22 protein-coding genes are annotated in these 25,088 nt (G+C 62.9%); 14 read left to right on the top strand and 8 right to left on the bottom strand.

The genetic code is table 11. The annotated features are described in order from the left end of the window. Window positions 1-246 precede the first annotated feature (246 nt). From buk to ACOYJL_RS02790, 4 genes are read left to right on the top strand one after another with little or no spacing between them, the layout of a single operon-like run. Complete coding sequence (gene buk / locus ACOYJL_RS02775; protein ID WP_433568686.1) at window positions 247-1,359, top strand: butyrate kinase; 1,113 nt, start codon at window positions 247-249, stop codon at window positions 1,357-1,359. Between the two features lie 2 nt (window positions 1,360-1,361). Further along, window positions 1,362-2,279, top strand: a complete 918-nt coding sequence (locus tag ACOYJL_RS02780; RefSeq protein ID WP_433568687.1) for a bifunctional enoyl-CoA hydratase/phosphate acetyltransferase — start codon at window positions 1,362-1,364, stop codon at window positions 2,277-2,279. A gap of 36 nt (window positions 2,280-2,315) precedes the next feature. Beyond that, complete coding sequence (locus ACOYJL_RS02785) at window positions 2,316-3,617, top strand: thiolase family protein (protein ID WP_433568688.1); 1,302 nt, start codon at window positions 2,316-2,318, stop codon at window positions 3,615-3,617. A 20-nt stretch (window positions 3,618-3,637) separates the two neighbouring features. Continuing rightward, window positions 3,638-4,117 carry a Zn-ribbon domain-containing OB-fold protein gene (locus tag ACOYJL_RS02790; RefSeq protein WP_433568689.1) on the top strand — a complete coding sequence of 160 codons (480 nt, stop codon included), beginning with the start codon at window positions 3,638-3,640 and terminating at the stop codon, window positions 4,115-4,117. A 165-nt stretch (window positions 4,118-4,282) separates the two neighbouring features. On the opposite strand, the gene ACOYJL_RS02795 is transcribed toward ACOYJL_RS02790, so the two are convergent. Beyond that, window positions 4,283-5,317 (bottom strand): LacI family DNA-binding transcriptional regulator, encoded by a 1,035-nt coding sequence (locus ACOYJL_RS02795; protein WP_433568690.1) that lies wholly within the window; start codon window positions 5,315-5,317, stop codon window positions 4,283-4,285. 165 nt (window positions 5,318-5,482) lie between these two features. Between ACOYJL_RS02795 and ACOYJL_RS02800 the strand changes: the two genes are divergently transcribed. Genes ACOYJL_RS02800 through ACOYJL_RS02810 form a run of 3 tightly spaced genes read left to right on the top strand, consistent with a single transcriptional unit; the run spans window position 5,483 to window position 7,774 of the window. Continuing rightward, window positions 5,483-6,643 (top strand): iron-containing alcohol dehydrogenase, encoded by a 1,161-nt coding sequence (locus ACOYJL_RS02800; protein WP_433568691.1) that lies wholly within the window; start codon window positions 5,483-5,485, stop codon window positions 6,641-6,643. A gap of 30 nt (window positions 6,644-6,673) precedes the next feature. After that, on the top strand, window positions 6,674-7,177 hold the full coding sequence (locus ACOYJL_RS02805) for a flavin reductase (RefSeq protein ID WP_433568692.1): 504 nt from the start codon (window positions 6,674-6,676) through the stop codon (window positions 7,175-7,177). Between the two features lie 18 nt (window positions 7,178-7,195). Next, window positions 7,196-7,774 carry a sugar O-acetyltransferase gene (locus ACOYJL_RS02810; RefSeq protein ID WP_433568693.1) on the top strand — a complete coding sequence of 193 codons (579 nt, stop codon included), beginning with the start codon at window positions 7,196-7,198 and terminating at the stop codon, window positions 7,772-7,774. Here the strand turns inward: ACOYJL_RS02810 and ACOYJL_RS02815 are convergent. Next, on the bottom strand, window positions 7,771-9,198 hold the full coding sequence (locus ACOYJL_RS02815; RefSeq protein ID WP_433568694.1) for a PLP-dependent aminotransferase family protein: 1,428 nt from the start codon (window positions 9,196-9,198) through the stop codon (window positions 7,771-7,773). The two genes, ACOYJL_RS02810 and ACOYJL_RS02815, sit on opposite strands and share 4 nt — an antisense overlap. A 185-nt stretch (window positions 9,199-9,383) precedes the next feature. Here ACOYJL_RS02815 and ACOYJL_RS02820 point away from each other — a divergent pair, with 185 nt between their 5' ends. Then, a complete protein-coding gene (locus ACOYJL_RS02820; RefSeq protein ID WP_433568695.1) occupies window positions 9,384-10,631 on the top strand; it encodes a PTS transporter subunit EIIC in 1,248 nt (415 codons plus the stop codon). Here the strand turns inward: ACOYJL_RS02820 and ACOYJL_RS02825 are convergent. The 4 genes from ACOYJL_RS02825 to ACOYJL_RS02840 all read right to left on the bottom strand — a co-directional run bounded on the left by ACOYJL_RS02825 (window position 10,609) and on the right by ACOYJL_RS02840 (window position 15,829). Next, on the bottom strand, window positions 10,609-12,540 hold the full coding sequence (locus tag ACOYJL_RS02825; RefSeq protein WP_433568696.1) for a subtype A tannase: 1,932 nt from the start codon (window positions 12,538-12,540) through the stop codon (window positions 10,609-10,611). The genes ACOYJL_RS02820 and ACOYJL_RS02825 overlap by 23 nt on opposite strands. Before the next feature lie 884 nt (window positions 12,541-13,424). Continuing rightward, window positions 13,425-14,267 (bottom strand): N-acyl homoserine lactonase family protein, encoded by an 843-nt coding sequence (locus tag ACOYJL_RS02830; protein WP_433568697.1) that lies wholly within the window; start codon window positions 14,265-14,267, stop codon window positions 13,425-13,427. Further along, window positions 14,264-15,109: an SDR family NAD(P)-dependent oxidoreductase gene (locus ACOYJL_RS02835; RefSeq protein WP_433568698.1), complete on the bottom strand. Its 846-nt coding sequence runs from the start codon at window positions 15,107-15,109 to the stop codon at window positions 14,264-14,266. The genes ACOYJL_RS02830 and ACOYJL_RS02835 overlap by 4 nt, the downstream gene beginning before the upstream one ends. A gap of 78 nt (window positions 15,110-15,187) precedes the next feature. Next, window positions 15,188-15,829 (bottom strand): TetR/AcrR family transcriptional regulator, encoded by a 642-nt coding sequence (locus tag ACOYJL_RS02840; RefSeq protein WP_433568699.1) that lies wholly within the window; start codon window positions 15,827-15,829, stop codon window positions 15,188-15,190. A 163-nt stretch (window positions 15,830-15,992) separates the two neighbouring features. Here ACOYJL_RS02840 and ACOYJL_RS02845 point away from each other — a divergent pair, with 163 nt between their 5' ends. From ACOYJL_RS02845 to pflA, 5 genes are all read left to right on the top strand, one after another. Further along, entirely contained in the window at window positions 15,993-16,763 is a 771-nt protein-coding gene (locus ACOYJL_RS02845; protein ID WP_433568700.1) for a ChbG/HpnK family deacetylase, read from the top strand. A 151-nt stretch (window positions 16,764-16,914) separates the two neighbouring features. After that, window positions 16,915-17,811: a pyridoxal 5'-phosphate synthase lyase subunit PdxS gene (pdxS, locus tag ACOYJL_RS02850; RefSeq protein ID WP_433568701.1), complete on the top strand. Its 897-nt coding sequence runs from the start codon at window positions 16,915-16,917 to the stop codon at window positions 17,809-17,811. Beyond that, window positions 17,812-18,366 carry a pyridoxal 5'-phosphate synthase glutaminase subunit PdxT gene (pdxT, locus tag ACOYJL_RS02855; protein WP_433568702.1) on the top strand — a complete coding sequence of 185 codons (555 nt, stop codon included), beginning with the start codon at window positions 17,812-17,814 and terminating at the stop codon, window positions 18,364-18,366. 419 nt (window positions 18,367-18,785) lie between these two features. Then, window positions 18,786-19,493 carry a Crp/Fnr family transcriptional regulator gene (locus tag ACOYJL_RS02860; protein ID WP_433568703.1) on the top strand — a complete coding sequence of 236 codons (708 nt, stop codon included), beginning with the start codon at window positions 18,786-18,788 and terminating at the stop codon, window positions 19,491-19,493. Window positions 19,494-19,597: 104 nt separating this feature from the next. Continuing rightward, entirely contained in the window at window positions 19,598-20,353 is a 756-nt protein-coding gene (pflA, locus tag ACOYJL_RS02865; protein ID WP_433568704.1) for a pyruvate formate-lyase-activating protein, read from the top strand. A 42-nt stretch (window positions 20,354-20,395) separates the two neighbouring features. On the opposite strand, the gene ACOYJL_RS02870 is transcribed toward pflA, so the two are convergent. Next, entirely contained in the window at window positions 20,396-21,436 is a 1,041-nt protein-coding gene (locus tag ACOYJL_RS02870) for an NAD(P)H-dependent amine dehydrogenase family protein (protein WP_433568705.1), read from the bottom strand. A gap of 288 nt (window positions 21,437-21,724) precedes the next feature. Here ACOYJL_RS02870 and pflB point away from each other — a divergent pair, with 288 nt between their 5' ends. Further along, window positions 21,725-23,995 carry a formate C-acetyltransferase gene (gene pflB / locus ACOYJL_RS02875; RefSeq protein WP_433568706.1) on the top strand — a complete coding sequence of 757 codons (2,271 nt, stop codon included), beginning with the start codon at window positions 21,725-21,727 and terminating at the stop codon, window positions 23,993-23,995. 162 nt (window positions 23,996-24,157) lie between these two features. Here pflB and ACOYJL_RS02880 read toward each other — a convergent pair whose 3' ends face one another. Further along, window positions 24,158-25,000 (bottom strand): arginase family protein, encoded by an 843-nt coding sequence (locus ACOYJL_RS02880; protein ID WP_433568707.1) that lies wholly within the window; start codon window positions 24,998-25,000, stop codon window positions 24,158-24,160. Window positions 25,001-25,088 lie beyond the last annotated feature (88 nt).

Below are 25,088 nucleotides of genomic sequence, written 5' to 3' on the forward strand. Positions count from 1 at the left end.
GCGAGCCCTGCCCGGCCGGCGAGCCCCGCCCGGTCGGCAAGTGGCAAGGCCCCCGCCCGCCAGCGGGGTGCACGTCAGATTCCGCGCCGCCCTGTAGTTCAAGCGCTACAGGGCGGCTTTTTCTTTGTAGCGTATGAGCTCATCAAAACACCCCTTCTGAACTGGGAAAACTTCTATATCGCCCATAAATTATTAGCCGTCAGGACAAGGCGCGGGCAAGCGCGCCACAAAACGATTGGCTAAGAAATGGGCAACGATAGCAGGAACTTTCGGGTGCTGACGATCAACCCCGGATCCACCTCGACGAAGGTGGCGCTCTTTGAGGGCGAGAAGGTCCTCATGCAAGAGACCATCGAGCACCCCGCCGAGGAGCTCGCGCGCTTTGACAAGATCACCGACCAGCTCGACTATCGCAAGCAGGCGATCCTCGACGCCCTGTCGCGCGCCGGCCAGACGCTGGAGGGCGTGGACGCCTTCTCAGCAAGAAGCGGCGGCATCACCAGCTTGGAGTTTGGCGCCTACGAGATAAACGACATCATGGTCCGCGACCTCACGAGCGGCGAGTACGTGCAGCATCCTGCGAGCCTGGCGGCGCTTATCGCCCTTGAGCTGCAAAAGGACTATGGCGGCACGGCGCTGGTGGTCTCGGACCCCACGACCGACGAGTTTGACGAGGTCGCGCGCTACACCGGCATCAAGGGCATCTATCGCCACTGCTACGCGCATGCCATGAACCAGAAGGAGGTCGGCCGCCGCTACGCCGCCTCGCAGGGCACGCGCTACGAGGACATGGACCTCGTGATTTGCCATATTGGCGGTGGGGTCTCCGTCTCGGCGCACCGCAAGGGCCGCCTGATCGAGACCAACGACATTGCAAGCGGCGACGGGCCCATGGCTCCCACCCGCTCGGGCGCCCTTCCCGTGAAGGACGTCATCGACCTGTGCTTCTCGGGCGCCTACACCCAGGACGAGATGGACAAGATGGTCCTGAAGGAAGGCGGCTTCATCAGCCATCTGGGCACCTCCGACACGCGCGAGGTGCGTGAGCGCGCCGACGCGGGCGACAAGTACGCTGCCCTCATCTACGACGTCTTCTGCTACCAGGTTGGCAAGGCCATCGGAAGCGCCGCGGCGGCGCTTCGAAAGAAGCCCGACGCCATTTTGCTGACGGGCGGCATCGCCCATGACCAGTACCTCGTTGACTACCTCCGCGACATGTGCGGATGGATTGCCCCCATCTCTGTGTATGCCGGCGAGTTCGAGCAGGAGGCCCTTGCCCATGTGGCGATGGACGTCCTCTCAGGCGCCGAGAAGCTGCGTGTCTATGACGGCGAGCCCGTCTGGAAGGAGAGGTGGTAGCAGTGAGCGTTACGAGCTTGGAGGAGCTTCGGGAGAGAGCCTCCTCGTCTGATGTGCGTCCGCGCGTGGCGGTGGCGGCCGCTCACGAAGAGCATGTGATGGGCGCCATCACGAAGGCGGTCTCTGCAGGGATGGTCGAGGTCACGCTGGTGGGTCGCGGCGACAAGATCCGCGCCCTTCTCGCCAAGCTGGGCGCAGACCCGAAGCGCTACCAGATCGTGGAGCGCGAAAGCGACGTGGAGTGCGTCGAGGCCGCCGTGGCGCTGGTGCGCTCGGGCGAGGCTGACGTCCTGATGAAGGGCATCGTGGAGACCCGCGACTTCATGCGCGGCGTCGTGAACCGCGAGAAGGGCCTGCGCACCGGAAGGCTGCTCTCCACCATCGGCATCTTCGAGGTGCCGGGCTATCCGAAGCTGCTCTCGGTGAGCGACGTGGCCATCACCCCGCAGCCCGACCTTGCGGGCAAGCGCCAAATCGTCGAGGAGTGCGTGGAGTGCCTGCACGCACTGGGCATCGAGAAGCCGCTGGTGGGGATGCTTTCCGCGGCCGAGCAGGTGAATCCCAAGGTGCTGGGCTCGGAGGACGCGGCAAAGATCGCGCAGATGCAGCGCGATGGCGAGATTGGCGGCTGCGTGGTGGAAGGGCCCATCTCGTTCGATTTGGCCACAAGCCCCGAGGCGGCGCGCATCAAGCACTACGAGAGCCCCGTGGCAGGGCAGGCGGACCTGATTGTGGTGCCGGACCTCGTGAGCGGCAACGTGCTGGCCAAGTCTCTCATGGGCTTCGGCGGCGCCACGGTGGCCGGTCTGGTGCTGGGCGCATCCGCGCCCATCGTGCTCACCTCTCGCTCTGCTGGCGTGGAGGACAAGCTCAACTCAATTGCCCTGGCGGCGCTCTTCGCCAGGGCTCAGGCCAAATAGCACAGGGGTAACCATCTAGGAGAAAGGAAGCACGGGATGGCAATCAAGAAGTGGCAGAACGACGTGGCCCTTATCGGCGGCGGCTACACCAAGCACGGCTTTCTGCAGTCGACGCCGGAGCTCAAGGGCAAGACGTTCCGCGAGCTGGCAATGTGGGCGACGCAGGAGGCATGCGAGTCTGCTGGGCTGACCATGGGCGACGTGGACGCGATGGTCGTCTCCAACACCACGGGCAACAACATGAAGGCGGGCATCTCGCTTGCCAACACGCTCTCCGACTACCTGGGCATGGGCGGCAAGCCCGTCATCCGCGCCGAGGAGGCCTGCGCGGGCGGCCCCGGCTCAGTTCGCCTGGCAGCAGAGATGGTGGCCTCTGGCGAATGCGACGTGGTTGCGGTCACCGGCGTGATGACCCCGTCCATCCAGGGCACCGACGACCTCAACCCCATCGGCGTGCAGGACGCCGACACCAAGTGGTTCATGAAGACCAACTATGGCGGCTTTGACTACGCCTATGTGAACACCCAGGGCGGCATCTGGTCCGCCCAGGAGACGTGGTGGTCCATCTACGACTACTGCCTGAAGTACGACGTGCCGCTGGACACCTTCGTCAAGGTCATGGACCAGCACATGTTCAACATGCGCGACCATGCGCAGCTCAATCCCAAGGCGCTGCGCTACGGCTACACCTTCGAGCAGGAGGCGGCAGACCACGGATTCGACAACGTGATGGACTACGTCAACTCCTCGCCCTGGCAGCCCTACCCTCGCCGCAAGATGCACGCCTGGGTTGAGTGCGACGCCGCTGCCTGCGTCATCGTGTGCCGCGCCGAGGACGTGAGCAAGTACAGCAAGTACCCCGACAAGGCCGTGCGCATCGGCGGCATCGGCCACTGCACCAACGGCTTTGGCTTTGGCAAGACTGGCTACTACGGAACCAAGCGCCTCGTGGGCTTCGACAACGCCTTCAAGATCGCCTACGAGATGAGCGACCTCGACCCCAAGGACATCGGATACATGAGCATGCACGACGACTTTGGCGAGGAGGCAGTGACCTTCTCCGAGCGAGCCGGCTTCATACCCGAGGGACAGGCGTGGAAGTACGTGCTGGAGGGCCGCACCCGCTACGACGGCGACAAGCCGATCAACACCCACGGCGGCATGCTCTCTGGAGGAAACGCCAACGACGCCACCGGAATCGCCGAGATCGTCGAGTGCATGCTCCAAATGCGCGGCGAGGCAGGAGCGCGCCAAGTCAAGAAGATCCCCGAGGCCTGCGTCAGCATCACCATGGGCTCTGGCCACAACTTTGCCGTCACCGTCCTGCAGCAGTTCTAGCTTCCCGAGGAGGAAATCCGATGATTCTTCAGTACCGCAACTACGTCGAGGACTTCTTCAAGACCATGGACAAGGGGATTCTCGCAGGTCAGCGCTGCAAGAAGTGCGGTGCCGTCCGATACCAGTACGTCGCCTTCTGTGACAAGTGCGGCAGCTATGACATGGAGGACATCGAGCTCAAGCCCGAGGGCACGCTCACGATGTTCAGCCCCACCGACGACACCATGCCCGACTTCGCCAAGTACTCAACGATCGACGGCGTCAAGCTCAAGAACCTCGTCAAGGAGAAGGGCTGGAAGGAGCGCCCTGCCACCAGCAACTACGTCTGGGGCGAGGTCGTGCTCGACGACGGCCCGACCCTGCAGTGCTTCGTTGGAGGCTTCGGGGTCATGTACAACCGCGACCTGTGGCCCGCGCTGAAGACGCTGCCTCGCCGCGTTCACATCAAGATCGAGAAGGCCGGCGGCAACTCCATCCCCGTGGCCTACCTAGCCGACTAATCCCACCTAGGCCGCGGCGACGCAACCCTCTCCGCGGCGCCGCGGCCTCACCTTTTCACCATGCTCTATCCTAGGTAATACTCGCCACTCGGAGCCTAGCGCCCGAGGGTGAGCATGCGAGCGGTCGTCGCATCTTTGCGGCGGCCGCTTTTTGGCTGCAGCCAGCTATTCCGCGCTCAGCGTCTTCACGCTCTTGCGCTCCACGATGGTAGAGCCCACCGTGGTCACCGTGTGCGCCGCCATGGGGTAGCGTATGCGGCGCACGAGGGCCTGCATGGCGAGAAGCCCGCAGTCAGAGCGGTTGATGCGCGTGGTGGTAAGCGATGGCTGCGAGGCTGTCGACAGGGCGATGTCGTCATAGCCAATCATCGAGACGTCGTCCGGCACCGCATAGCCTGCCTCTTGCAGGGCGCGCATGGCGCCGATGGCGATGTAGTCAAGCTGAGCGATCCAGCAGGTGGGCATCTGGAAGGCGAGCGGCCTTCTCGCAAGCTGGGCGCGCATGGCCGTATAGGAGTCTTCCACGGTGTTCCCAAGCGTGATGAGGGGGCAGTCCTTGGGGGTAAGGCCATGCTCGCGCACGCCCTTGAAGAAGCCGTCGCGATGGTGCGCGAAGTTCTGGATGCGCGCGTCTCCGGCCAGAAAGCCGATGCGGCGATGGCCCTTGTCCCAGGCATAGGAGAACGCGCGATAGACGGCCGTGGTGTCGTCGAGCGTCACGGCATCGACGTTCTCGAGGTCGAAGTAGCCGTCCATGAGCACCATCGGAAGGTCGAGGCCCTTGTAGGCGTCAAGCTCCTCCTGCGTGAGCTCCGTTGCCTCGACGATGATCCCCGCAGCGTCAATGCCGCGCAGGTAGTCGAGGTACTCCTTGAGGTCTTGGCCCGGCACGTAGTGCGCAAGCGCCACGAGGTAGCCCTCGCGCATGGCCTCCTGCTGCACCGACTCGATCAGGTTTGCGAAGAAGGGCTTGTCGTCGATGATCTTGCCCGTCGACTTGTGCACCGACAAGATCACGGTCTGCGTCTCGTGACCGGCTCCCTCGACGCTGTGGTAGGCGCGCCCAGCCGCGTCGTTTGCGATGGCGAGCACCTTCAGCCTCGTCTCGTCCGAGACGCCTGGCTTGCCATTGAGAGCAAGCGAGACGGCGGTGGGGGATATGCCGAGCATGCGAGCGATGTCCTTGTTGCGCAGTCGCATTGAGTTCCTCTAAGTGCTTGGGCGTAGTGCCATCCATTGAATTATCAAATTGCCTTACTTACAAAAATAAAGTAACAAATGTATTGACGTAAGTAAAGAGGAAAGATATTTTGTAATCAAGCACTAACGCAGTGTCAGTAGACTTTCAAAAATTTAGGAGGAACCATGATCGAGCAGTTTGTCTTTGACATGCCCACCCGCGTCCTCTTTGGCGCAGGCCAGCTCAAGAACCTTCACAAGGAGCAGCTTCCTGGCAAGAAGGCGCTCATCGTTATATCCCACGGCGGCTCTATGAAGCGCCATGGCCAGCTCGCCGCCGTGGAGGCAGAGCTCGACAAGGCGGGCGTCGAGCACGTGCTCTACGAGGGCATCCGCCCTAACCCCACCAACACCTCCGTCGACGAGGCGGCCAAGATGGCAAACGACGAGGGCTGCGACTTTGTGGTTGCCCTGGGCGGCGGCTCTACGATGGACGCCTCCAAGGCCATCGCGCTCGTGGCGACCAACGAGGGCTCTTGCTGGGACTATAGCCCCAGCTCCACGGGTGGCCAGAAGACCCCGACGGAGAAGCCGCTCCCGCTGATCTGCATCACCACCAGCGCAGGCACCGGCTCTGAGGTCGACATGTGGTCAGTCATCACCAACGACCAGACCAAGGAGAAGACCGGCTATGCCTCGATGTTCCCCACCATGGCCGTCGTCGACTCCGACCTCATGATGAGCGTTCCTGCCAACTTCACCGCATACCAGGGCATGGATGCGTTCTTCCATGCGGCCGAGTCCGTCATCAACGTGAACGAGCACGTCGTGGGCGAGATGTTCGCCCTCAAGGCCATCGAGCTCATCGCCAAGTACCTGCCGCGCGCCGTTGCTGACGGCTCCGACAAGGAGGCTCGCAACAACATGGCCATCGCCAACACCCTGGCAGGCTACTACATGCTCTGCACCTCCGAGCACACGATGGAGCACGCCCTGGGAAGCGCCCATCCCAAGCTCGTGCACGGCGCGGGCCTCATCATGATCAGCCACGAGTACTTCAACTTCTTCGCGGAGCGCAAGGCCTGCGAGGAGCAGATGGTCAAGATGGCCAAGGCAATGGGCGTTGCTGACGCCACCAGCGGCAAGGACTTCGTCGCCGCACTCGACAAGCTGATTGCCGACGTCAACTGCTCTGACCTCAAGATGAGCGACAATGGCATTACCCGCGAGGAGCTGCCGGGCGTCGTTGACGTGTACCACAAGGTGTGGGGCGGCAACAATGACGCCGACCCCGTCAAGCTTTCTGACGAGGATGTTCTCGGCATGTTCCAGCGCTCCTACAAGTAAGTCACTGAGGACGTAAGAGAGGAGCAGGCCATGGCAATAATTACCGACAAGCACCAGATTGAGCAGATCCAGTCAGAGCTGGTGCCGCGACTGGTGAACGACTGGGCGTTGCTGACCGCAGGCGACGCAGACGACTGGAACACGATGACCATCGCGTGGGGCTCTTTGGGTGACATCTGGTGGAAGCCTGTCGTGGACGCCTATGTTGTGCCCTCTCGCTACACCTATGGCTTCATGGAGCGCCACGACTGGTTCACCGTGAGCTTCTTCCCGCCCGAGTACCGCGAGGACCTGCAGATTCTTGGCAGCAAGTCCGGTCGAGACGGCAACAAGGTGGCGCTCACCAAGCTGACGCCCAAGGCGCTCGATCATGGCGTTGGCTTCGAGCAGGCCGACACGACGCTCGTCTGCCGCAAGATCTACCAGCAGCCGCTTGACCCTGCGGCCGTTCCTGCAGAGGTAATGGCCTCTACGTATGCCAACATGGGCACTCACACGCTCTTCATTGGCGAGATAGTCGAAGTCGTTAGATAGGGGAGATAGGGGAAGGACATGGCAGACGTCGAGATGACCGAGCTGCAGAAGCTCGAGGCGGGGCTCGAGTACCACTACGACGATCCCGAGGTCGCCGCGCGCAAGACGCAGGCCGTTACCGCCTGCGCGCGCCTTGCGGCAACTGACCAAAACGACGCAGAGGCGTACGAGGCAGCGGCCCGGGCGATTTTGGGGTCGGCGGGCACGCACTTGGACATCCAGCCGGGTTTCCACTGTGACTACGGTAAGAACATCCATGTGGGAGACGAGTTCACTGCCAACTACAACGTGACGATCTTGGACATTGCCCCGGTCACTATCGGCGACCACTGCATGCTGGGGCCAGGCACGCTGATCACCACCGTTGGACATCCGGTAGACGGCGCGCGTCGTCGCGGCCACGTGGCGTTTGCCAAGCCCGTCACCTTGGGCGACGACGTGTGGGTGGGCGGAAGCGCCTCCATCATGCCGGGAATCACCATTGGCAGCAACGTGGTGGTCGGCGCCGGCGCGGTGGTCACCCACGACGTGCCCTCCAACTGCGTCGTGGCTGGCGTGCCCGCGCGCGTTATCCGGCAGCTCGAGCCCGAGGGCTAGCGCTCAAGGGCCCATCCAATCACGCGGGCAACCTCGCCTATGCGATCCTCCTCAAGGCCGTCGTACTGCATGACGAACCGTGCGCGACCGTCCTTGGGGAGGCTTTCTTCTCTCGCGGCATAGCGCGAGAGCGGGGCAAGCTTGACGCCTTTGCCCAAGGCGCGCGCCGCGAGCTCCTCCTCGCTTCTTTCGGACTCTACGGCGAGGACGAAATGCAAGCCCGAGTCAGCTTCCTCGGCCTCCATGCGCCCCTCAAGGCCGCTCGCGGCCAGGGCGTCAAGAAGCTTGTCTCGAACCATGCGCGACTGGGTGCGGTAGCGCGACACGTGCCTCTCGTAGTCGCCCGACTCCAGAAGACGGGCGAGCGCGATCTGGTCGATGGTGGGGACCGTGGCTGCGGCAAAGCCAAGCTCTTCTCGCCAGTCTTCCAAGGGCTGGTCGGGAAGCGCCATGAAGGCGATGCGCAGAGCGCTCGAGAGGCTCTTGGAGAAGGTGCTCACATAGATGACGCGACCCGCAGCGTCAACGCTCGCAAGCGAGGGGATGGGTCGCCCTGCCAGGCGAAACTCCCAGTCATAGTCGTCTTCGACGATCCAGCGGCCGGTCTCCGCGGCCCAGCTCAGGAGGTCGTAGCGGCGCGAGACGCTCGTCACCTTTCCTGTTGGGAATTGGTGCGAGGGCATGATGTGCGCCAGGGTTGCCCCGCTTTGCCGAAGCCCCTCGATGGACATGCCCTCCTCGTCGAGCGAGACGGGCGCAACAGAGACGCCGTGCGTGCGATAGACGCGCGATAGTGCCGGCCAGCCTGGGTCTTCGAGCGCGACGGTGCTGCCGCTTCCTGCGAGAAGCGCGATGCTTCCGTAGAGCAGCTGCGCGCCGGCGCCAACCACGATGTTCTCCTCGCGCACGTCCATGCCGCGGGCCCCGTGAAGGTAGGAGGCAATGGCGCGCCGAAGGCGACGCGTGCCCTGGGCTTCGGGCGGGGCGTAGAGCTCGTCTTGGGGCTCTTGCGCCAAGGCCTGCCTGAGCGCCTTGCTCCAGAGCGCGGAGGCCGGAGCGCCAGCGCGAAGCGACGGCCGCGAGAAGTCGGCGAGAAGCGCGCGGTCTTCTCTCTCGGAATGGGCGCCCCTGTCGCCGAGCGCCTTGGGCCTGGCCATCTGGGCAGGGCGCTCTTTTGGGAGTGAGAGCTTGGCCACGTAGTAGCCCCGGCGCGGCCGCGCCACAACGTAGCCTTCGGCGACGAGCTGCGAATATGCCCCATCGACGGTGATCAGGCTCACGCCAAGATGCTCGGCAAGCTTCCGACGCGAGGGGAGCCGGTCGTCTGGCGCAAGGCGTCCAGAGACGATGTCGTCGCGAATGCAGCGATACAGGTATTCGTAGAGGCTGAGCGGTCCGCGCTCGTTCATGTCGTAGCTCAGCATTTGGTCCTCCCCAGCATCATCTGGTTATAGAGAATATGCCACTACAGCGATAAGCAGGCATGCCAGTGACGCCATCTTTACTACGGCTTTACATGAATTTTCAACATGTTGAACCTATGGTGTTGTAAACAGCACACTGCGAGAAGGACTTTTCTTGCAGTCAGAAAAGAAACGGAGGCATGCCAGTGGGCGACACAGCTGAGTCTGAAGAGATGCAATCATCCAAGATCGACGAGAAGGAGCAAGGGCGAGGGCCAGTCCGCAAGGCCTTGCTGGCGGCGCTCGACTTTCTTTCCGGAGCCATGGCCAAGATGATTCCCATCCTTCTCGTCTCGGGAATGTTCAAGACCGCGCAGACGCTCCTTGGTCCTACGATGCTCGGCCTGACGTCGGAGGGAGACGACCTCTACGTCCTGCTGGGCATGGTCTATGACGCGGGATTCTATTTCATGCCCATTTACCTGGGCTATTCGTGCGCGCAGATGATGGGCGGCACGCCTGTCTTGGGCTCGCTTCTGGGTGGCATCATGATGGTTCCGGCGTTTGCCGAGCTAGCCGCCAATGGGTCGTCCTTCTCGGTGTATGGCATTCCCTGCACGCCTGTCGACTACAGCAGGACGGTCATACCCATCGTGCTCTCTGCCTCGCTGCTCGCGGCGCTTGAGGTGCGCCTGCGCAAGGCTCTTCCCGAGGTCCTCTCGTCCATGTTCGCCCCGCTTCTGGCCATGGCGATCACGCTGCCTGCGGCGCTCTGCGTTCTGGGTCCTTTGGGCTCGTGGTGCGGCGACGCGCTTGGCGCTGCCCTCTTCTCCCTGGGCGACGAAGGCGGTCTCGTGACGGTACTCGGCGTCGGAATCATTGCGGCTGGCTGGGAGTTCCTCGTGATTGCGGGCATGAGGTCGCTCTTGCTTGCGCTGGGCTTGGCAAACATGCTGGCCGTGGGCACCGACTCGTTCGTGCTCGTGGGCGCGGGAGTTGCCATCTGGGCTGCGTATGGAATGGCGCTCGGCGGTTTTCTGAGGCTGCGCAACACCAAGGAGGGCGGAACCGCCTTGGGCTATTTCATCTCTGGCATCGTGGGAGGAGTCACGGAGCCCGCGCTCTATGGGTTGGGGCTCCGCTATAGAAGGCCGCTCATCGGGCTTGCGATTGGCGGGTTTCTCGGCGGCCTTTGGGCGGGCGCCACAAACGTGACGGCCTATATCATGGGATCCTCGAGCTTCCTCTCCATCCTGGGATATGTGGGCGGAGGGGCGCTCAACACCGTCAATGCGGCGATATCCGACCTGATAGCGATGGGCGTCGCGACGGTCGTCACCTATGCCATGTGGCGCGAGCCGCAAGGAGAGGACGGCGACGGGCAGGGTGACCAGGCGCGCGCACAGGATGCCCTGGGGGATGGCGCTGCCGCTAGCCCTGAACGCACTGCTTAACCCAGCTGATGAAGTTGTCGTCCGCATCGCCCGTGCGCTCGGCGGTTGTGTGGCCGAGCCCCCAGACAGTTGCGAAGTCCACGTCGCTGACGGCGTCGTTTGCCTGGAGCGCCAGCGCAAGGTTGACCTCGGTCGTGAGCGCGGTGTCGCCCTGCTCGATGCCTGTCCGGATGCGCCAGTGCGGCGCGATGGTCGAGGTTCCGGCAAGCTTGTAGCAGCTGCAGAGGTAGCTCATGGGGTTGTAGGCAGAAACGCGGCTGGTGACTGTCTCGCCAAGAGCATCGGTCAGCTCAAGGTCTCCCGCGTAGGCGTCCGGCAGCGTCGAGTCCCAGTCGTCGCACTCGGCGTAGGAGTCCGCATTGGCGCTCAGGAGGTCGGAGAGCTCTTGGTCAAAGTGCAGGTAGTCAGAGTCGTCGTTGCCGAAGAGCTGGTTTTCCGCCTGGCTCCTGTCGGTTGCGTCAAAGGCGCCGACGTCCTTGCTCGCACTCTTGCAGGCGCTTACGAAGCCAGAAAGCGACGAGACCGTTGCGGTGTTGCTGGACTCGTCGTAGGCGATCCACTCCCCGTTGGCGTTGAGCGAGTCGATGTAGTCGGCCGCCGTTTCGTAGGTCGTGGAGTCGCTGCTCGAAGAGGCGCTTGTGGAGTCTGTGGGCGCCGTGCCGGAGGGGGCGCTTCCCGCATCCGACGGGAGCGACCCGCTGTCTGTGGGTGCCGAGCTGCTGTCGGTGGGCGCGCCGCTCGGGGCGCTGCTCGTGCTGTCGCCGGTCAGCCCGCCGCCGAAGCCGCCGTCTGCCATCGTGGAGGTAGACGGCGTGTAGGGAAACTCCGTGTCCTCGAGGAAGTTGTTGAGCGAGGTCTGGATTACCGAGACGATGTAGTCGTAGTAGGAGCCCGCGAGGTAGATGCCGTCATCGGAGCTCTCAAGTGCGAGCTCGTTTCCGTTCTCGTCCACAAGGCCGAGCTTGTCGATGAGCTCAGGGAAGCGCGCGGCGAGATCATCTGAGAGCAGCTTTGTCCATGTTCCGTCCGCGCGCGTCCCGCTGGTGGAGAATTGCCCCATGTTCCATTCGTAGGCGCAGTCCGCCACGTCGAGAGCCGTGATGGGGCACCAGCACATGCTGCCCGCTACGGCATCGGACAGGGCTGAGCCGTCGCTGTACGAGTCGGCCGCGCCGATGGACTCAAGGTAGGGCTCGAACTGGTCGGAGTCGCCGGTCGCCCCCATGATTGCCGACTGGGCGCCGCCGCCTGAGTGGCCGAACGTGTAGATCTGGCTCATGTCGCCCGGGAGAAGCGCCGCGTTGTAGCGCAGGTAGCGCACCGCGGCCTTGAGGTCGGTGGCTCCCCATGGGGCGCCGCCGGAATAGACGAGTGTTCCCGACGAGTCATAGCCGTTTGCGCGGCCGCGGCAGCCGGGGTAGGCGTAGATGAGCCCGGCCTCGAGGTAGGCGGAGAGCGAGTCGTAGGAGTAGCTGGTCGGCGCTTCCTGCGCCGAGTAACCCGCCGTATTGACGGGGATAACGATGGGCGCGGTCGTGGCGGTGTAGTCGCCGGCTGCGCCGTCCTGCGCGAGCTCGCAGGTGTAGGTGCCGTCGCCGTTGTCGGTCCCGGTCAGGTACGCGCCGGGAACGTAGAGCCCCATGGTCTCGTAGTCGGTCGTGGCGGGGCTCTCGCAATAGGCGATGCCGACCTGCCACCACACGTCGTTGCCGTCATCGTGGTTCCAAGCAGCCATGTCTATCGCGAGCGCGCCGGTGGGCTCGGGAGCGTTCGACGAGGAGGCCACAGAGATTGCCTCGGTGGCAGTGGCTGTCGAGTCTGAGGCAGAGCTCGTCTCTTCTCCGCTTGAGCACGCGGCAAGCGCAAGCGCCGCGACCCCCGCCGTGCCCATGAACGCCCTTCTCGTCATGCAGGTTTTCGTGCTCTGGCCTTCATGAAACGCGCTCTTGTTCCGCATAATGTGCCTCCGCTCTTGTTGTTGATGACGGGCGCATTATGCCTACTCGAACCTAAAGGTTTCCAAAATCCGTCTGTGCCGCTCAAGCGGGGGCTGCAGTGCCTCTCGACTGCCAGGTTGCGCGACCTTTGATGCCCACACAACGGCGCCCTGCCAAGTTGCGCGACCTCTGATGCCCGTTTTGCCAGGTTGCGCGACCTCTGATGCCCGACCTGCCACCTTCCGCGACTTCTGATGCTGCAAAAGTCGCGCAACCTGGCACCGGCGCGTCGTGTGGGGCTGCAAAAGAAATGATGACGCCATTGTGTGGGGCGCACTTCTCGCCCAGCTCGTCTACCTGCGGCTTCTTCTCGCTCGCAATTCTATCGTGTGGGTCTTGGCAAAGGGGACTGGGAGCCCCTTGCGTTGTGTGGGGATTCTCGCTGCCGAGAAGGACTTCCGGCGAGGGAGCCTCCGCAAAACCGCAGGTAGGAAAATGGCACATGCTCAGTAGCATCCAGAGCAGCCCCACACAATGGAGCTACGCCGCCCCGCGCTTCGGGCAGTCCCGCACTATGAGAAGCGCCACCTGCGGAAACGTTGCGGACCCCCACACTACAGGCGGGGTCACTTCGGCGCCGGTCCCACACTTTGGGAGCCAGCCCCTCTCCTGCTACCTTCCGCGACTTCTGATGCCGAAAAAGTCGCCCAACCTGGCAGCGGCGCGTTGCGCGGGTCGCCCAACCTGGCAGCGGCGCGTTGCGCGGGTTGCCCCAACCTGGCAGCGGCGCGTTGCGCGGGTTGCCGAACCCATCGTGTGGGACCGGAGCCGTCGCCACCATCGCGAGCGTTTCGGGCTACAGCTCAATCACGTGCGGCTTTACCTTCTGGTCGTGGTTGGCAAGCGACTCTACGCACTTGGGGTCGAGCGACTGCTCGCGAATCCACCTCAGCGACGTCATCTGGTCGGCTCGGTTGTTGGCAATGCCGCTGGGAATCAGCTCGCGCCAAGACTTCTCGCCGTAGCCGCCGTCGGAGAACAGCAGGACAAAGCGACCGTCGTCAGCGCTTACGCGCACCGCGCACAGGCCGTCGGAGTGTCCGGGGATGGCGATGCACACGATGGACCCATCGCCAAACAGGTCGTAGGACTTGTGGAAGGGGCCCTCCGTGCCGTTCCAGTCGAACGTCTTCAGGCCGCTTCCTTCCCACCACTTGCTCTGGTAGCGAATGCGGGCCATGACGTTCTTGTTAATTGAGGCAAGCTCGTCGGCCGAGGTGACGATGTGCCTGGCACCGACAATCTGGGGGACTCCGTTTGCGTGGTCGCAGTCGAGGTGCGTCAGAATCACATAGTCAAGGTCTTGCGGTTTTATGCCCATGGCCGCAAGCTGCTCGCCGATGGCCATCCCCTTGGCAATGACGCCTTGGTTGGTGAGGTAGAGCGCGCGCGATCCCAGCGACGCTATCTGCGCCTCCTTGTCCAGCGTGCCGTTAGGGCTCATCGAGCGGTCCCAGCCGGTGTCAACAAGCACGAGGCCGTGGTCGCTCTCGATGAGATAGGCGGAGACGGGAAGCCAGATTCGCTCGGAGCGCTTCTGGAAAATGCCCGACGCCTTGATTGGGTTGCAATCCTCGCCACCAAACGGAAGGTTGGGGGAGACGCAAACTGCGCCCGTGTGAAAGACGTGCACTCTCATGCGAGCCCTCCTCCCTTGCTTTCGGTGCCCTTCGCGGCGAACGGCTTCGGCTGTGGCTGGGACTTGGGCTGGGGCTTGCCGTCCACCTTGGCGGCGACTGCGGTCATGACGTTGCGCGGCAGGAGCCGGGCAAGCACGTTGGCGACGTGGGTGGTCGGCGAATGGTATGCCACCGGCTTTCCGGAAAGCATGGCGCGATACCCGTACATCGCAACGTCAGCTGCGCTCTGGGGGTGCGCCTGAAACATGAGGGAGCCTCCCATATGCGCGTTTCGCTCGAATCCCGTGGAGGTGGGCCCCGGGCACAGCGCCGTCACCGTCACGCCGGTCCCGCGCAGCTCGTAGGAAAGCGCCTCTGAGAATTGCAGCACATAGCCCTTGGTGGCGTAGTAGAGCGACATGTATGGTCCGGCCATGAACGCGGCGACCGATGACAGGTTGAGGATGTGCCCTTCTCCGCGCTCGCGCATGTCGCGCCCAAACTCGTAGCAAAGCTGCATGAGCGCGACGACGTTGAGCTGCACCATGGCGTACTGGCGGTCCCAGTCCGCGTCGAGAAACGCAGTCTGGTCTCCAAAGCCGGCGTTGTTGATGAGGTTGTCAACTTGGATGCCCTGCTCGCTGCACCACTTGTGGAGCTTGACGGCGGCGTCCTTCTCGGTAAGGTCCTGCGCGTAGCAGGCACATCTCACCCCAAAGAACGAGTTGAGCCCCTCGGCAATCTTCTCGATCTTGTCCTTAGAGCGCGCGACAAGGACGACGTCTTCTCCATGCACCGCCGCCTGCCGCGCAAGCTCGGCGCCGATGCCGCCCGACGCTCCGGTTACTAATGTCCAGCCCACGTTGTCTCCTTTCCTCGGCTTCGAGAAAAGTGTTCCATTCACGGAAATCCGAGGACCGGACATACTTGCCCAGAGTGTCTAGAGTCGCGTCTTCAGATCGTTGTCCAATGCGGAGAGAAACGACCTCACGACATTGAGCACCTGGTCCCGCGACACGCGGGTTGGATGGTCAAGGTAGTAGGCGTAACCTGCAATTACGGCCGATGACAGAATTTCAAGCTCAAAGTCGCTGGGGACGGCCGTGCCCCTTCGCTCCGAGCGGTCCCAAAGATGCATCTTGATGGCGGTTTTCCATTGCGTCGCGAAACGCTGGCCAGGGGATCCAGAAAGCAGCACGCGCACTGCGCGCCTATTGTCCGTGACGTAGTCGAAGGTTTTCTCGTAAAAGGAGAGGTCGTTGCTCGCTGCGTCGGATACCTTTGAAATCGGCGAGCTCAGGCGTGAGATGTTGGCAACGTGGAAGGTCTCGAGCTCCTGCAAGAGCTCATCCACTCCGTGATAGTGCGAATAGAACGTGGAGCGCGAGACGAAGGCTCGCGAGCAGAGCGCGACGACGTCCACATGCTCGTATCCTCGCTCGTCCATGAGCTCGACAAGGGCCTCGCGAAGCGCCAGCTGCGACGGGGCCAGGGGTTTGGGCCCTGCTGGTTCGAGCGCCTGCAAATATGGGTTGGCCATCTGGACCTCCTTTGCCTTGGTCCAGTGTAGCCCCCGGGGCATCGCTGCCCCTTATGCTGCTTGCAATGCCGGAAAAGGACTTGGCCTAAGGGGCAAGAAACTTCTGTGAGTAGAATATGCATAAATTGGTGGGGGTACCCGCTGATGAGGCTGCCGAACCTGGTGATGGGACCGACTCGCGGGGCGTACGGAAAGGGGCGGGACAATGAAGCTGATTATTCGTGCGGACGACCTTGGCTACAGCGAGGCTGTGAACCGCGGCATTGAGAAGAGCGTGCGCAGAGGACTGGTTCGCTCGGTGGGAGTCATGCCCAACATGGAGCAAGCGCAGCCCGGTCTTGAGATGCTTGAGGGCTGCGACGTTGCCTTTGGCCAGCATACTAACGTGTGCCTCGGTCGCCCTTGCGCAGACCCCGCTGCCATCCCGACTTTGGTGGATGAAAACGGTATGTTGCACTCTAGCAGAGAGTACCGCGCTGCCTGGAAGGAAGGTCGCGAGCTTGCTGCAACCGATGACCTCGTTCGCGAGATCGAGGCTCAGTACCAGCGCTTCGTTGAGCTGGTTGGTCATGACCCTGACTACTTTGAAGCCCATGCGGTGATGTCGAAGAACCTTCACGAGGCGCTGGCCATTGTCGCGGAGAAGTACCATCTGCGCTGGCTAGACACCTCCCCGGTGAGGTTTGAGGGGACGTTTGCGGGAAAGCCCATCGCAATGGCTCAGATGGGGTCGATGGATCCGGGCTATGATGCCCGCGCCTATCTTTACAAGACGGTCGGGGAGCTTCTTAATACCCAAAGCGCCGACGTGCCGGTTGTGTACGTTTGCCATCCCGGATGGCTTGACGAGTTCATCCTGACGCACTCGAGCCTTACGGTAAATCGCACCAAGGAGGTCGAAATGCTCTGCGATCCTGCGGTGGCTGCCTGGCTGCGCGATCGCAACGTCGAGCTTCTCGACTTTCGTGACGTGTAGCTCTCGGTGTCCCATCTCCAGCCTGGTCATAGGGGCTCTCGGCAATCTGGTCATGTTCTGGTCATAAAAAGCAGCAAGAAATTGGCTATTTCGAAGATGCCAGATGAGTCATAGCCTGTTGCGTCAGCAATACCGGACGCAAGGAGGACCAATGGCTGAGACCAAGACTGTCGATCGTGCGGAGCGCGCACGCCTGAACCGCCAACTGGCGCAGATGCTCAAGGGCGGCGTCATCATGGACGTCACGACTCCCGAGCAGGCAAAGATTGCCGAAGACGCGGGCGCGTGCGCCGTCATGGCGCTCGAGCGCATCCCGGCTGACATTCGCGCGGCTGGTGGCGTCAGCCGCATGAGCGACCCAGCCATGATCAAGGGCATCCAGAAGGCCGTGAGCATCCCCGTTATGGCCAAGTGCCGCATCGGTCACTTCGTCGAGGCGCAGGTGCTTCAGGCCATCGACATCGATTACATTGACGAGTCGGAGGTCCTCTCTCCGGCGGACAACGTGCACCACATTGACAAGACCGCCTTCGACGTGCCGTTTGTTTGCGGCGCTCGTGACTTGGGCGAGGCGCTTCGCCGCATTGCCGAGGGCGCGTCCATGATTCGCACCAAGGGCGAGGCCGGCACCGGCGACGTCGTTCAGGCCGTGAGCCACATGCGCAAGATCAACGAGCAGATTCGCCACGTTGCGTCGCTGCGCACAGACGAGCTCTTCGAGGCGGCAAAGCAGCTTGAGGTGCCCGTCGAGCTCGTTCGCTACGTGCACGACAACGGAAAGCTTCCCGTCGTGAACTTTGCCGCCGGCGGCGTGGCGACTCCCGCTGACGCTGCGCTCATGATGCAGCTTGGCGCCGAGGGCGTGTTCGTGGGCTCCGGCATCTTCAAGTCGGGCAACCCCGCCAAGCGCGCTGCCGCCATTGTCGGAGCGGTGACGAGCTACGACGACCCCGAGAAGATCGCCGCGCTCTCAGAGGACCTCGGCGAGGCCATGGTCGGCATCAACGCCGAAGAGATCCAGACGCTGATGGCCGAGAGGGGCAAGTAGATGGCCGTCGGCGTTCTCGCGCTGCAGGGCGCGTTCATCGAGCACGAGCGCATGCTTGGGCGCCTTGGCCAGACGTGCGTGGAGCTGCGCGACGCTTCTGATCTGCAGGTCGGCTTCGACCGCCTGGTTCTGCCGGGCGGGGAGTCGACCGTGCAGCTCAAGCTTCTGCGCGAGCGCGGCATGCTCGAGCCGCTGCGCGAAAGGATTGCGGACGGCATGCCCGTGCTGGGCACCTGCGCTGGGCTCATCCTGCTTGCGAGCGAGGTCGTGGGCGGAGAGGTTGCCTTTGGCACGATTGACTGCCGCGTTCGAAGGAACGCATACGGCAGGCAGCTTGCCAGCTTCCACGCGACGGCACCGCTTGCGGGAATTGGCGACGTGCCGATGACCTTCATTCGCGCGCCCTACGTGGAGGAGGTCGGCGACGGCACCCAAGTGCTTGCGACCGTGGACGACCGCATCGTTGCCGTGCGCTGCGGCTCTCAGCTTGGGCTGGCGTTTCACCCCGAGCTTGATGCCGACACGCGCCTTCACGAGCTGTTTCTCGCGCTCTAGCGCTGCTGCGCCGCTGCCGAGCCGCGCTGCGCTCCGCTCCGCGCTTCCACTAGCCCCCCTCACACCTCCACGTTCCGTAGCGTTTTCTAGTCCCTACGTGGGCCAAACGCTACGGTTCGTGGAGGTTTACTTGCCTGGCTGCACAAACCGCCACGTTCCGTAGCATTCTCGGGCTCCAGGGCGACTGAACGCTACGGTTCGTGGAGGTGTCGGCAGCGAACAACGTAAACCGCCACGAACCGTGCTGTTTGCTGGCTCTAGGCGGGTCAAACGCTACGGAACGTGGAGGTTTGCGAGAACGGCGGCGCATACCGCCACGGTCCGTAGCGTTGCACGGCCCGTAGCGTTGGTCCGTAGTGTTTGCGAGGAGGTCGCGCCTCTCGTGGTAGGCTTTTCGAACAACACCGAGAGGAGGGGCCATGGGCGCAGGCGGCTCGAGCACGTGCAAGCAGTGCATCCACAAAGGCGACTGCCTTGCCGGCGTGAGGCTCTTCTCGGGCTTCTCCGAAGAGGAGCGCAGGCAGTTTGCCGCCGGAGCTGTGCACTCAAGCTACCCTCAGGGCTCGTTGCTCGTGCGTCGCGGCGACCCCATCGATTCGATCCTCATTGTGCGCTCGGGTCGCATCAAGACGCTGCGCATCGACCAAGACGGCGAGGAAGTCGTGCTCGACGTCCTGCACGATGGCCAGGCTATCTGGCATGGTATCTTTCTTGATGACGCGGTCTACCACTATTCGGTTGTCTGCCTCACTACGGTCGAACTCTGCCGAATCAGGCGAACGGACTTTGAGGCGCTCTTGTCCAAGCATCCTGAGCTGCTGCCCGGTCTGCTCCGCATCGTGAGCGCGGAGCTGGACGACGCGGAGGAGAAGCTCGTGGCCATCAGCATCCGCGACCCGCGCCGCCGCCTTGCCGAGTTTCTGCTGCGGCGGGACGAGCGCTGCTTGGGCGGCGAGATTCATCTGAAGCTGAACGACATCGCGAGCTCGATAGGGCTGCGACCCGAGACGGTGTCGCGCATCATCTCTGAGTTTGAGAAGCAGGGGCTATTGCGCCGCACTGGTCGCGGCCGGCTCGAGCTCCTTGACCGCGAGGGTCTTCGCGCGCTTGCCGGCACTTCGTGGTAGCGCCCGTCCAACAGAGAAGTTTGCGCAACTTGATTCTGGTCATAGAACGTTTCCGCGCGTGCCGATAGCCTGCTTGCAGAAGGTCGCGAATCAGGGAGGCGCGCATGGTCGGAATGGTGCATTCGACAGAGTCGTTCGGGTCTGCTGACGGTCCGGGCGTCCGCTTCGTCGTCTTCTTGCAGGGCTGCGCCATGCGCTGCCGCTATTGCCACAACCCTGACACCTGGCGTCGTGAGGGCGGAACTCCTATGACGGCAGACGAGATTCTCGACCAGGCAGAGCGCTACCGCGCGTACTGGGGAAGCGATGGCGGCATTACCGTCAGCGGGGGAGAGGCGCTTCTCCAGGCGGAGTTCGTGGCAGAGCTCTTTGAGCGCGCCCATGCGCGAGGCATCAATACTTGCCTTGACACGGCGCTCCAGCCATATCGAGACGACCCCGCATTCATTTCAACCTTTGATAGGCTGCTGGAGAATTGCGACGTCGTTCTCGCTGACATCAAGCACATTGACCCCGCCGCACATCGCTCGCTCACGGGTCACGACAACGCCAATATCCTTGCGGGAATCCGCCATGTGGCGAGCCGCAGCGTGCCCATCTGGATTCGCTACGTGCTGGTGCCAGGAGTGACGGACGACCCCAACGACCTGCGTCGCGCTGCCGATTTCATCAGAAGCGTGCCCACCGTGGAGCGCGTCGACGTTCTCCCGTACCACACCCTTGGCGTCTACAAGTGGGACGAGCTCGGCATCCCCTACACGCTGCGTGACGTTGACCCTCCGACGGCAGAGGCAGTCGCATCCGCCGAGAAGATCTTGTGCATGCCAAGCTCTGCGCAGAAAAAGGGCGGCCGTCAGTGACGGCCGCCCTGCAATCACTCGCGTTGCATAAAGGCCGAACGATTAGAAGCCGTAGTCGTCAATCATCATCGGCTCGGTCAGATAGCGCAGCGGCTCGAGCTCGTCGAAGGTGTGATAGCCGGACGGCGCCGCAAGGACGGTCGGGATGCGCTGCACGATCGTGGCGCAGGTGTGCTCGACCGTGGCGGGCTTGTCAACATGGAACGTGGTGTCGGGCTCGCCGTAGATCTTCCAGTCGCACTGGTCGCCGTCTTCGGGGCCGTATACCTTGCCAATCTGCGAGGTCACGATGTCGATGCCCTGGTAGGTCTTGGTGGTGACGCGCGTGTTCATGCCGAGGACCTTGCCTGCCGGAATCGTGGACCCCATCGTCTCGGAATAGGTGTCCGCCTCGGCGATGTAGGGCACGTTCTCCTGAATGACCTCGCTGATCGTGAGGCCGAGAAGCTGCGCGAGCGACTCGTTCGAGTTCCAAACGTAGCTCGGCACAATCTCGTCCGGATGCGCCAGGGTCTTCTCGAACTCGTCAGGCGTCAGGCCGACGCCGTGGGCCTTCGCCAGCGCCAGGCCGTACTCCTCGACGTTGTAGCTGACAGCGCCCTCGATCTTGTCGATGCGCTCGACGGCGCCGGCGAGCAGACCGACGATATGGACCCAGAACACGTCTTCCATGCCGGCGCCGACCATCGTTGCCCCGGTCTCCTTTGCGATGGCGTCCAAGCGGTTGGTCGTTGCAGCGGAGGTGGTCCAGGGGAACGTGCACTCCTCGCAGGTCGTCACGACGCTGATGCCGCGCTCGAGGCACTTCTCGGCCATGGGCGCGATGTCGTCGATCAGCGAGAAGAGCGTGAGGATCGCAATGTCAGGGGCGCACTCGTCAAGGACCTTGTCGGCATCGTCCGAGATCTTGACGCCGAGCTTGATGGGCAGGCCCGCGTAGTCGCCTGCATCCATCCCGATGACGGCTGGGTTCGTGTCAATGGCCCCCACGAGCTGGGCTCCGTGCTCATGCAGGTAGCGAATCGTGTACTTTGCCATCTTGCCGCAACCGTACTGAACCACTCTGATTGGCCTACGACCCATAAGGTGCTCCCTTCTCGAGCGATTGGTGCCGGTCTTTGCCAGCGCACCGTTTGGTTTATTATACGGCTATGCCGAGAATCCACGGGGGATTTTTTCGCGGATGGGCGGGTTGGCGGCGGCGAGCCGCGCCAGGCCTCGCCCTCTCGCGACCCTTGCGTGGTTTTCCGACAATCTTGTCGCTGCTTGATTGGAATCAAAGAAGCGCGTCGACCCCTCGGCTACCGTCGGGCTTGTTCAAACGACGGAATGGCGGCTGCGCTGCAAGCTGCCAGCAGAGGAGGCACGCACATGGCACTTCGCGAGGAATGGCGCGGCTTTGCGCCCGGCCACTGGACCGACGACGTGAACGTTCGCGACTTCGTCCAGAGAAACTACAGTCCCTACGACGGTGACGAGTCGTTCCTTGCCGGCCCTACCGACGCAACCAACAAGCTCTGGGGTCGCGTGCAGGAGCTGCAGGCCGAGGAGCGCGCCCGCGGGGGCGTGCTTGATTGCGAGACCGAGGTCGTCTCTGGGCTCACCGCCTACGGCCCCGGCTACATCGACGAAGAGCATCCTGAGCTCGAGTGCGTGGTGGGCCTTCAGACTGACAAGCCGCTCAAGCGCGCCTTCATGCCGTATGGCGGAATCCGCATGGCGCAGCAGGCGGCCGAGAACTACGGCTACCACGTGAACGACAAGTACGACAAGATCTTCAACGAGTACCGCAAGACCCATAACCAGGCAGTATTCGATGCGTATACACCGGAGATGCGCGCCGCCCGCCACTCGCACATCATCACGGGGCTGCCTGATACGTACGGTCGCGGGCGCATCGTGGGCGACTACCGCCGCGTGGCTCTCTATGGCATCGACTTCCTTGTCGCCAAGAAGCGCGAGGACCTTGCCAACTGCGGCGACGGCACCATGACTGACGACGTGATTCGCCAGCGCGAGGAGCTCGCCGAGCAGATCCGCGCCCTTGGCGGCATGAAGCAGATGGCAGCCTCGTACGGCTTTGACATCTCCCGTCCCGCCCGCGACGCACGCGAGGCCGTGCAGTGGCTCTATTTCGGCTACCTTGCAGCGATCAAGACGCAGAACGGCGCTGCCATGTCGGTTGGGCGCATCTCCACCTTCCTCGACGTTTTTCTCCAGCGCGACCTCGCGGCGGGCACGCTTACCGAGTCCGAAGCCCAGGAGCTCATCGACCATTTGGTGCTCAAGTTCCGCATGGTCAAGTTCGCGCGCATTCCCAGCTACAACGAGCTCTTCTCTGGAGACCCCGTGTGGGCGACGCTCGAGGTGGCGGGGCTGGGGCAGGACGGCCGGCACATGGTCACGCGCACTGACTTCCGCTTCCTCCACACGCTCGAGAACATGGGCCCTTCGCCCGAGCCCAACCTCACGGTGCTCTACTCGCGCCGACTGCCTGAGGCATTCCGCCGCTACGCGGCGCGCATCTCTATCAATACTTCATCTATCCAGTACGAAAACGACGACGTGATGCGCCCGATTTGGGGCGACGACTACAGCATCTGCTGCTGCGTCTCGGCTACCGAGACAGGCAAGGAGATGCAGTTTTTCGGCGCGCGCGCCAACCTAGCCAAATGCCTGCTTTACGCGATTAACGGCGGAAAGGATGAGAAATTCCTGGATAAAAGCGGCAACCATATGCAGGTCGGTCCCGAGTATGCGCCCATCACCTCGGAGTACCTCGACTACGACGAGGTCATGCACAAGTTCGACCTCATGATGGACTGGCTTGCCGGCCTCTACGTGAACATCCTGAACCTGATCCAGTACATGCACGACAAGTACTACTACGAGGCCGCGGAGATGGCGCTCATCGACACCAACGTGCGCCGCACCTTCGCTACGGGCATCGCGGGCTTCTCTCACGTGGTGGACTCTCTTTCTGCCATCAAGTACGCTCGCGTGCGCTGCGTGCGCGATGAGAGCGGCCTGGTGGTCGACTACGTGCCCGAGGGCGACTTCCCACGCTACGGCAATGACGACGACCGCGCCGACGAGATTGCCGTGTGGCTGCTCAAGACCTTCATGACCAAGATCCGCAAGCATCACACCTACCGTAACTCCGAGCCAACCACCTCGATCCTTACCATTACATCCAATGTGGTCTACGGCAAGGCGACAGGCGCCCTTCCCGACGGTCGTGCCGCTTTCACGCCCTTCTCGCCCGGCGCGAACCCCGCCTACGGGGCGGAGAAGAGCGGGCTTCTCGCGTCGCTCAACTCCGTGGCCAAGCTGCCCTACGAGTACGCGCTCGACGGCATCTCGAACACCCAGACGATCAACCCCGGCGCGCTTGGCACCACGCCTGACCAGCGCGTGGGAAACCTCGTGAACGTGCTGGACGGCTACTTCGCGCAGGGGGCGCACCACTTGAACGTGAACGTCTTCGGCGTCGAGAAGCTGAAGGACGCGATGGAGCACCCCGAGAAGCCCGAGTACGCAAACTTCACCATCCGCGTCTCCGGCTACGCCGTGAAGTTCATCGACCTGACGCGCGAGCAGCAGCTGGACGTGATTGCGCGCACCTGCCACGACAGGATGTAGCTTCTCGATGCCGCCGCGCCACGACGGTTCGTGGCGGTGTCGGAGGCTACCTACGCACACCTCCACGTTCCGTAGCGTTTTAGCGCTCCAGGCGGGTCAAACGCTACGGTTCGTGGCGGTTTGCGTGCAGGCGGCAGGCGGCAGGCAGCGCGTCGGCGCCGGTTACAGGCTGGCGCCGAAGTCGACGAGCTGCTGCAGCATCGTGTCGCCGCGGTCGTCCTTGGTCCCGCAGTACTCGAGAAGCCCGAGCCCCACGACCTCGACCTTCTCAGCCACGCCGCGCACCAGCCCCAGCAGGGCCTCGCGCGTGAGCCCGTGGGGCTCGGGGACAGGCGTGAGCGAGAACTCGGCGGGGTCTAGCGAGTCGAAGTCAACGTGCACGTATGCATGCGAGAAGCCCTTCTCGGCAACAGCTCGTCCCACGCAGGCGGGGTCCGCAAGAATCTGCTCAACCGATAGGTCACAGACGTCGTTGTCCTTCTTGAAGCGAAGCTCCTCCGGATCAAGGTTGCGGTTTGCGCACATCACGAGCTGGTCGGGCGTGGCGGAGGAAGCAAGCCGCGAGATGACCTCCGGCGCTGAATCCCCAACGACCGCGCGCAGAGACATTCCATAGTAGAGCTTGGAGTCCGAGGTTTCGGGCGTGTTGAGGTCGCCGTGCGCGTCCACGTAGACGATGGCCATGTCAGCGCCATGGACCTTGTTGAGCCATGCCGCGCAGGGCGCATCTGCGTCGCAGCCACCGCCCAAGGTGAAGATTCGCCGGGGTTGGACGGCGCGGATCGCGGCGTTCACGCGGTCCATGTCGTTAAGAATGTCCTGGTAGCCAAGGATGTTCTGCTCGGTCGGCGCGATATCTCCGGTTGCGACCTCAACCGTGACGCTCGGCCGCTCTCCCAGGTAGTTGTCGCGGAGCGCATAGGCCCCGTGGAAGGTGTTCAGGTTTTGTCCGCCGCCCTGCCATTGCGGGACGACGAGGTTGATCTTCTCTATGCCTGCCGTCATGTAGCTGCTCCTTCGCCTGTGGGTCTCGGCTTGCGCGCCGCGGTTGCCTTACAAAATCGTAAGGCAACAGTAAGCTCCATCGATGGCG

The organism is Tractidigestivibacter sp. (genome assembly GCF_050946515.1).
Lineage (GTDB): Bacteria > Actinomycetota > Coriobacteriia > Coriobacteriales > Atopobiaceae > Tractidigestivibacter.

What these genes read in the sequence shown, in the direction of transcription:
- ACOYJL_RS02815 (WP_433568694.1), bottom strand. Translation starts at nt 9,198, where the DNA reads ATGCTGAGCTACGACATGAACGAGCGCGGACCGCTCAGCCTCTACGAA.
- ACOYJL_RS02810 (WP_433568693.1), top strand. Translation starts at nt 7,196, where the DNA reads ATGGCAGACGTCGAGATGACCGAGCTGCAGAAGCTCGAGGCGGGGCTC.
- ACOYJL_RS02795 (WP_433568690.1), bottom strand. Translation starts at nt 5,317, where the DNA reads ATGCGACTGCGCAACAAGGACATCGCTCGCATGCTCGGCATATCCCCC.
- ACOYJL_RS02830 (WP_433568697.1), bottom strand. Translation starts at nt 14,267, where the DNA reads ATGAGAGTGCACGTCTTTCACACGGGCGCAGTTTGCGTCTCCCCCAAC.
- buk (WP_433568686.1), top strand. Translation starts at nt 247, where the DNA reads ATGGGCAACGATAGCAGGAACTTTCGGGTGCTGACGATCAACCCCGGA.
- pdxS (WP_433568701.1), top strand. Translation starts at nt 16,915, where the DNA reads ATGGCTGAGACCAAGACTGTCGATCGTGCGGAGCGCGCACGCCTGAAC.
- pflB (WP_433568706.1), top strand. Translation starts at nt 21,725, where the DNA reads ATGGCACTTCGCGAGGAATGGCGCGGCTTTGCGCCCGGCCACTGGACC.
- ACOYJL_RS02870 (WP_433568705.1), bottom strand. Translation starts at nt 21,436, where the DNA reads ATGGGTCGTAGGCCAATCAGAGTGGTTCAGTACGGTTGCGGCAAGATG.
- ACOYJL_RS02880 (WP_433568707.1), bottom strand. Translation starts at nt 25,000, where the DNA reads ATGACGGCAGGCATAGAGAAGATCAACCTCGTCGTCCCGCAATGGCAG.
- pflA (WP_433568704.1), top strand. Translation starts at nt 19,598, where the DNA reads ATGGTCGGAATGGTGCATTCGACAGAGTCGTTCGGGTCTGCTGACGGT.
- ACOYJL_RS02845 (WP_433568700.1), top strand. Translation starts at nt 15,993, where the DNA reads ATGAAGCTGATTATTCGTGCGGACGACCTTGGCTACAGCGAGGCTGTG.
- ACOYJL_RS02825 (WP_433568696.1), bottom strand. Translation starts at nt 12,540, where the DNA reads ATGACGAGAAGGGCGTTCATGGGCACGGCGGGGGTCGCGGCGCTTGCG.
- pdxT (WP_433568702.1), top strand. Translation starts at nt 17,812, where the DNA reads ATGGCCGTCGGCGTTCTCGCGCTGCAGGGCGCGTTCATCGAGCACGAG.
- ACOYJL_RS02790 (WP_433568689.1), top strand. Translation starts at nt 3,638, where the DNA reads ATGATTCTTCAGTACCGCAACTACGTCGAGGACTTCTTCAAGACCATG.
- ACOYJL_RS02860 (WP_433568703.1), top strand. Translation starts at nt 18,786, where the DNA reads ATGGGCGCAGGCGGCTCGAGCACGTGCAAGCAGTGCATCCACAAAGGC.
- ACOYJL_RS02840 (WP_433568699.1), bottom strand. Translation starts at nt 15,829, where the DNA reads ATGCCCCGGGGGCTACACTGGACCAAGGCAAAGGAGGTCCAGATGGCC.
- ACOYJL_RS02800 (WP_433568691.1), top strand. Translation starts at nt 5,483, where the DNA reads ATGATCGAGCAGTTTGTCTTTGACATGCCCACCCGCGTCCTCTTTGGC.
- ACOYJL_RS02805 (WP_433568692.1), top strand. Translation starts at nt 6,674, where the DNA reads ATGGCAATAATTACCGACAAGCACCAGATTGAGCAGATCCAGTCAGAG.
- ACOYJL_RS02785 (WP_433568688.1), top strand. Translation starts at nt 2,316, where the DNA reads ATGGCAATCAAGAAGTGGCAGAACGACGTGGCCCTTATCGGCGGCGGC.